Consider the following 6,812-nt stretch of genomic DNA (forward strand, 5'->3'; position numbering starts at 1 on the left):
GAAATTGCAAAAGTGCATATTCTAAAAGCGGACATTTTTACTTTGGAGAAACCGGACATTTCTATTTTGGGCTTACATTTTAATTTCGTATAAGGTGTATTATGTTAATTTTAGAAAAACTTAAACCAAATCACCAAAAATCATGAAAAAAAAATCAGCTTTTTTATATTATTTAGATGTTACAGCACCATTTTATTATTTTTATCTGATCCCCACTGCAATCGCATTAGTCATAGTCAGTTTTGATTTCTCATTTAATGGCTTATTTCCGAACACAATTTCCTCTTCGATTTCAAGCCAGCATAAGTTTCTAAATGACTATTTTGCAATATGTAATTTTTTCGTGATTGGTCTTATTGTTATTAATTATTTAAGATACCCACTACCCGCCACACATGTAAAACAAATACGTCAGCATTATGCAAAATTGAATAAAAACCAGCAGTCTATCAATGGCTGGCTTGGAATTGTATTTTTCTGCTTTACCTTAAGCCTAATCAACCTGAATTGGTTTTTTATCAATGATGAGCCTCTTCCTCCATATAAAGAATGGCGTAAAGGCGATACTCTTACCTACTTAAACAGTTTCGCACATCCTTATATTTCTGCTATTGCTTTTAGTTTGCAATATGTCCTTATTATAGTCATCACATTAATATTTATGAACGTACTCGATAATCGCAAATACAGATCAAATTGAAATACTTAGTCCCATTTAACATATTGGTGGTTATACGAAATTAGTAGTTTCCATTACTATCATTTAGTCTTAATTTGATTAGACCAACGATAATACTATCATTTAATTATTGCATTAAGTTTAATGATAGATATCGAATGCTATTGGGCTCTTTATCATTCAGCTATACTCTTTTGATAAAAAAAGCATGACTAAAAGCCATGCCTTGGGTGTTATTCACCAATTAAAATGTCTATGCGATAAACCATTTAAAATGTCCTGTTTTTAACTGCAAGAGTCAAGCACAGGATTTAAATTTCTTTGTTCAATAACAGCTTTCTGAGCTTTACGACTCGGCATACTTTTCTTGAGACGGGAACGTTTATTCTGTTTCTCCAACTCCTCATGTTGCTGCTGGATATGGGCTAAAACCGAGCCTAACCGTTTATTCTCAACCACTGCATTCTGCTGTAGTCCAGCCAGTTTATTGAAGACGCTATAGTTAATCTTCCGTCCTTCATGCATGATGGCCACAGTGCCATCCGGGTATTCCAGAAATGAAATGTATTGCCCAACAAGCTTATGATTCAGCTGTGTCGGTTCAAGCAGATAAATACACTTGTCATACGTGATGGTTAGGTTCTTTGTGACCTTACGCGGTTCCTGCCAGGTGAATATATCCTCCAGCTCAGCATCAGATTCCGTTAAAGATCGATGCAAGTTCTTTGGGTTTCTCGCACACTTGGTGAACTTCTGGTTGAAATGCTCAATAAAGCAGGGTAGCCAGGCATTGGCTTCGGCAATTGAACTGATGCCTTCCAGACGCATCTCCTTGATCAAACGGTCTTGAAGGGTTCTATTCGCGCGTTCTACGCGACCTTTGGCCTGTGGTGAGTTGGCAAAGATAATATCAATGTTTAACTCATTCAGAATCCGGCCAAATTGCGTGATCTTGCTGTCCTGGCTCGATTTCTGGTTCACTCGGAAGACCGAATGTTTATCGCTATAAAAGGCCAGAGGCTTACCGTATTGTTCAATGTAGGCTCGGGTTGAAAGCATATAGTCGAAGGTCGTTTCCGCCTCACAGAAGCGCAGATGTAACAGCTTTCCAGTGGCATCATCGATATACACCAATAAACAGCACTTAGCAGCGCGTCCTTCGAACCAGTCATGATATGAGCCATCAATCTGGATCAGCTCACCGAAGCAATCCCGATTATAACGTGGCTGATATGGACGTTTAAGGCGCTTGGATCGCGGAATCCAGAGGTCATTTGCAGTCATCCAGCGCCGAAGCGTTTCTACCGGGATATTCAGGTCAAATATGCTGCTGAGCTTCTCATGGGCCAAGGTGGGTCCAAATCCCAGCAGATGTTCAGAAATAATGGAAAGACATTTTGATTTTAATAAATCATCATGGCGACGATGACCTGGTTGACCACGACTGGCATGCGCCATACCTGAGACACCATCTTGATTGAGCTTTTGTAATAACCGGGTAATTTGACGGGTTGAAAGATTGAGGATTTCAGCAGCACGGACTTGGGTAAGACGTTGAATTTCTTTGTCAGACATAGTGATCAGCATCTATATTTCATATCCAGTCCATGATGTTTAAACCATCATAAACTAGACATTTTTATTGGTGAGAATATAGACATTTTGAATGGGTTCTAACATTGGGAATTCGTATAACGTGTATTATGTTAATTTTAGAAATTCTAATACATTAACTATTTGACAAAACTATCTTAACTTACTATATTGTACTTAATGACGCTCGCAGCAAGTATTAATTTACTTTCTAGTGAGCTTTTTTTTTGCTTATATTTCATTACATTAATTAATATGCCTTATTCCTTATATTTAAAACCATATAGACAACCAATTGATTTAATTAATGATTTAAAAGGGAAAAATCTGTTATTTAGTAATGAAGTTGAAGCAGAAAAGATTTTAAGCCAAATTAGTTATTACCATTTCAAAATATATCTTCATCCGATGCTTGACCTGCAAGGTACTAACCCTAAGGTTTATCGTTCTAATTCTTTTTTCGAATCAGGTGTTGAACTATATAGGTTTGATGAAGAGCTAAGAATACTGATGTTTAAAGCTATTGCCAAAATAGAAGTTAAATTACGCAGCAGGTTGGATCATCTAATTTCCAGAACAACTTCAGATCCATTTTGGTATTTAGATAACTCTCTTTTTTTTATTGTTCGAAATAACACTTATGCTATTGATTCTATTAGAGACAAAATAAGTAATGACTTTAATCGAGAAAAAGAACTCTATGCTTCAAACTATAGATCAAAATATTACAATGACAAGCATGATAAATATAAAAACTTACCCCCATTTTGGATTGCCAGTGAACTATTAAGCTTAGGTCAAATTTATAAAATATATGATGCTATTAATCATAGCTTACCAACTATAGATTTCGATAATTTAGCAAAAGAGTTTGGCGCAAAGGATTACAAAGTTTTAGTGAATTGGATCCGATGTATTCGAGATGTCCGTAATCGTTGTGCTCACCACAGTCGCCTATGGAATGCAAAACTTTCTATTCCTAGTAATTTAAATAATGTTTTAACTATTTCATCACCTAATAAACACCGACCATATACAACCATTGCTGTCATTCAAAAAATGCTAAAGAAGCTTCAAATCCAAAATTTGGACCTAAGAGCAGAACTAGAAGATATTTTTAATAGATATCCTTTTGCCAATAATCATATGCATCAAGCAGGGTTCCCCACTAATTGGAATACTGACCCTCTTTGGATTAGGTAAAATGGAACTCAATTATGCCAACTACTGATCTAAATATAATTATTTGGAATGCTAAAATAAGTTCCTCTAGATCAGCAGTTGATCAAAGAAGTTGGAGAATAAGCAAACGTTTTATTGCAAGACTATTAACACAAAATATTGATTTTATTGGATTAATAGAGATTGATGATACTTCCGTAAATTACTTAAATAGTATTTTTGAGCGTTTCAAGATCCCTTATAGAGTTGCTAATGGAACCCAACAAAGAGGAAATACTCGATTTGATACCTGTATCATTTATCGTTCGGATAAATTTTTATTAATTCAAACAGAAAAGCACCATGACTGTGAAAATACGGATTCAAGCTATAAGGGAGAATTCTCTAAAAGCGGTCAAAAGTATGACTTTATTGATGTTTATAACCAAGAACTATTGAGTTTTGTATTAGTACATTGGCCAAGTATATTAACCCCTGAAATTCAGAAGGTCAGGGAGAAAGTAGCGCAAAATTTAAGGTTTCATTTAAATAACTGGTTAGTAGTAAATAACAATATTATTATTGCTGGTGACTTTAACACTGAGCCATATTGCACTAGCTTGACCGAGGATTTATGTAGTTTTAGAGAGCCTAAATCTCCAAGTCGAAGTAAAAATGGATTTGAGCTGCTATATAATCCTTCTTGGAACTTCTTGAATGTTCCCCCTCCATTAAGCCATTCAGTACCTTATTTAACTCTTGGAACGTATTTTTATAAACAGAAAAACTATCAACATTGGTTCAATTTTGATCAAGTAATGTTTGCTAAAAACTTAATAGAAGGTGATTCAGGATGGAAATATTCTGAGAATTCACTAAAAATATTAAATATATTTGATATCACCAATAAGACTGAACGTTGGTCAGATCATTTACCAATTCAATTTAACCTGACATGGAGATCATAACTCATGAGCCATTTTAATTTTGAAGACAGCATCTCCATAGGTATTCAACGAGCAGATGTAGCTGAAAGTAATAAAAATGAAATTGCAGAAATATTCGAGGATTTTTCTCAATCATTTAAGAGAGCGTCAGATAACAAAATTTTTACTAAAATAGATAATCTAACACGTACGATTCGACACAAGACTACCAATGCCTTGTGGGCCTCAGCAGCATCAATTTTAAATGATTATTCGACTGAGTCTTATAAAGCTCTTCGTTTGTCTAATGGCTCTAAATCGTATGAGATTGCTGAAATTATAGAAAATGAAGATGGATATCCACTAAGAATAAAAGTTGATGGCGATACATCGGCATACTCTGATAAAGAAAGCTTAATTAGGGGTCTTTCCCAATTAGCTACAAGAACAGAGGTTGGTAAGTTTTATAAATTACTTCTTGCTGATAGCTAAATTAGAGATAAAAGGCACCGTGAGGTGCCTTTTTATTTAACATAAAATCTCTTATATGCAATAAAAAAACGGGGCAATAACCCAAGTCTAAAATTTAAAAAAGACATAAATATCAGTGAAATAAAATAATTTTTATAATTTCATATAATGTATATTATGTTAATTTTAGAAAGACTTACCTAATTACTGTAACCCTGCAAGCACTAGTTTTGCTTGTACATTCCCATTATCTGCTGCTTTTTTAAACCACTTTAAAGCTTGTGTACGATTTTTTGGTAAACCATTTCGACCATATAGATAATTATTACCAATATTAAATTGGGCCATTGCATCACCATTATCTGCTGCTTTTAGATACCATTCATTTGCCAAGATTGTATTTTTGCTTGTGCCTTTACCCGTTTCATACATTACTGCTAGGTTATATTGCGCATCTACATGCCCCTGTGCTGCAGACTTGCTATACCATTCAAACGCCTTAACATCACTTTGGGCGACACCTCGACCTTTGTCATACATTATTCCAAGACCATATTGCGCTGCCGCCATTCCCCTTTTTGCTTCAGATTTACTGAACCATTCAAACGCCTTAACATCACTCTGGGCGACACCTCGACCATCGTAATACATCACGGCTAAGTCATATTGTGCTAGCGCATTCCCTTGTGCTGCAGACTTACTAAACCATTCAAATGCCTTATCATCACTTTGGGCGACACCCTGACCACTGTCATACAGTATTGCCAGATAATATTGCGCCATTACATTCCCCTGTGCTGCAGACTTACTAAACCATTCAAACGCCTTAACATCACTCTGGGCGACACCTCGACCATCGTAATACATCATTGCAAGACTATATTGCGCATTAACATTCCCCTGTACTGCAGATTTGCTGAACCATTCAAATGCCTTCTCATCACTCTGGGTAACACCTAGACCATCGTAATACATCGCTGCTAGGTTATTTTGTGCCTTAGCATTCCCCTGTACTGCAGATTTGCTGAACCATTCAAATGCCTTCTCATAACTCTGAGTAACACCATCACCATTTAAATACATTCCTGCTAAACTGAATTGCGCATTAGCATTCCCCTGGGCCGCAGACGTACTGAAGAATTCAAATGCCTTCTCATAACTCTGAGCGACACCTTGGCCCTTGTCATACATCTCTCCAAGGTTATATTGCACATCTGCATTCCCTTGGGCAGCAGCATCTAATAAATCATTAAAGTGAGAAGACTGAGCAAAAGAGACACTCGATACAATGCTGAAGAAAAATGGTAAAAACTGACTTTTTTTAAAGTTCATAATTTAAGTTTGATTAGAATAAAACTCATTCTAATCAATATTTCTTTAAGTTAATCAAATTTATTCATCCAATAATTATAGGGTTGAAAAGGATATTTAATGATAGGTTTATACAACAAAGCCAATCTTATATAGAACTATCTTCAAGGTTGATCTAAGAGTTTTTATATTGTTTAAAAAATATCTATCTTATATGCTCAAAATTTGAAGTTATAAATACACTAAATATATGGAAGTTTTAATTGTTTTAACTGTTTTAATTATTACTGTAATTCTAATCAGTCTTCACGGGTGGGACGTAAGTAAAAAAATATATAAAAACTACTATGAAAGTTGGGAAACAGTATTCATGATCTGCTTATTGATCGTATATTTAATGCTACTTTTGTTTTGTTTGGCTCATATTGCCGATATCTTAGTCAAGTATTATTACTTCATAAAAATTAAAAATAATCCTCCTTGGCCGTTAGGTTAAGGCTCGATTCATGGGCCTTTTGATCATCTGCTTAACATAAAATCTCTTAAGTGAAACACTCTTGTTAGAACACACATTACTAACTGATGTGTGCTGAGAAAACAGGAGGTTTTAACTTGGTAAACTATAGACACTCATCAGGAGTTTACCATGAGCAAGAAACAGAAGACTTACA

Annotated in this window: 6 protein-coding genes; 4 read left to right on the top strand and 2 right to left on the bottom strand. The window is 35.2% G+C overall.

Annotated elements, in window-relative coordinates; genetic code table 11:
- Nucleotides 1-142: 142 nt before the first annotated feature.
- Nucleotides 143-700, top strand: a complete 558-nt coding sequence (locus H9629_RS15195) for a hypothetical protein (RefSeq protein ID WP_191731446.1) — start codon at nucleotides 143-145, stop codon at nucleotides 698-700.
- Between the two features lie 264 nt (nucleotides 701-964).
- Here the strand turns inward: H9629_RS15195 and H9629_RS15200 are convergent, their stop codons facing one another.
- Nucleotides 965-2,266: an ISNCY family transposase gene (locus H9629_RS15200; RefSeq protein WP_191731448.1), complete on the bottom strand. Its 1,302-nt coding sequence runs from the start codon at nucleotides 2,264-2,266 to the stop codon at nucleotides 965-967.
- Nucleotides 2,267-2,452: 186 nt separating this feature from the next.
- Here H9629_RS15200 and H9629_RS15205 point away from each other — a divergent pair, with 186 nt between their 5' ends.
- The 3 genes from H9629_RS15205 to H9629_RS15215 are packed head-to-tail and all read left to right on the top strand — an operon-like array spanning nucleotide 2,453 to nucleotide 4,851.
- On the top strand, nucleotides 2,453-3,475 hold the full coding sequence (locus tag H9629_RS15205; RefSeq protein WP_212771798.1) for an Abi family protein: 1,023 nt from the start codon (nucleotides 2,453-2,455) through the stop codon (nucleotides 3,473-3,475).
- A 14-nt stretch (nucleotides 3,476-3,489) separates the two neighbouring features.
- The gene (locus tag H9629_RS15210; protein ID WP_180192453.1) at nucleotides 3,490-4,401 is read left to right on the top strand and encodes an endonuclease/exonuclease/phosphatase family protein; all 912 of its coding nucleotides are present in this window, start codon (nucleotides 3,490-3,492) and stop codon (nucleotides 4,399-4,401) included.
- Between the two features lie 3 nt (nucleotides 4,402-4,404).
- The gene (locus tag H9629_RS15215; RefSeq protein WP_039048289.1) at nucleotides 4,405-4,851 is read left to right on the top strand and encodes a hypothetical protein; all 447 of its coding nucleotides are present in this window, start codon (nucleotides 4,405-4,407) and stop codon (nucleotides 4,849-4,851) included.
- A 183-nt stretch (nucleotides 4,852-5,034) separates the two neighbouring features.
- On the opposite strand, the gene H9629_RS15220 is transcribed toward H9629_RS15215, so the two are convergent.
- A complete protein-coding gene (locus H9629_RS15220) occupies nucleotides 5,035-6,162 on the bottom strand; it encodes an SEL1-like repeat protein (protein ID WP_191731450.1) in 1,128 nt (375 codons plus the stop codon).
- Nucleotides 6,163-6,812: the final 650 nt, after the last annotated feature.

This window comes from Acinetobacter pecorum, assembly GCF_014837015.1.
In the GTDB taxonomy this organism is placed as follows: Bacteria; Pseudomonadota; Gammaproteobacteria; order Pseudomonadales; family Moraxellaceae; genus Acinetobacter; species Acinetobacter pecorum.

Coding starts and splice junctions, on each gene's coding strand:
- H9629_RS15195 (WP_191731446.1), top strand. CDS start 143: ATGAAAAAAAAATCAGCTTTTTTATATTATTTAGATGTTACAGCACCA.
- H9629_RS15200 (WP_191731448.1), bottom strand. CDS start 2,266: ATGCTGATCACTATGTCTGACAAAGAAATTCAACGTCTTACCCAAGTC.
- H9629_RS15205 (WP_212771798.1), top strand. CDS start 2,453: ATGACGCTCGCAGCAAGTATTAATTTACTTTCTAGTGAGCTTTTTTTT.
- H9629_RS15210 (WP_180192453.1), top strand. CDS start 3,490: ATGCCAACTACTGATCTAAATATAATTATTTGGAATGCTAAAATAAGT.
- H9629_RS15215 (WP_039048289.1), top strand. CDS start 4,405: ATGAGCCATTTTAATTTTGAAGACAGCATCTCCATAGGTATTCAACGA.
- H9629_RS15220 (WP_191731450.1), bottom strand. CDS start 6,162: ATGAACTTTAAAAAAAGTCAGTTTTTACCATTTTTCTTCAGCATTGTA.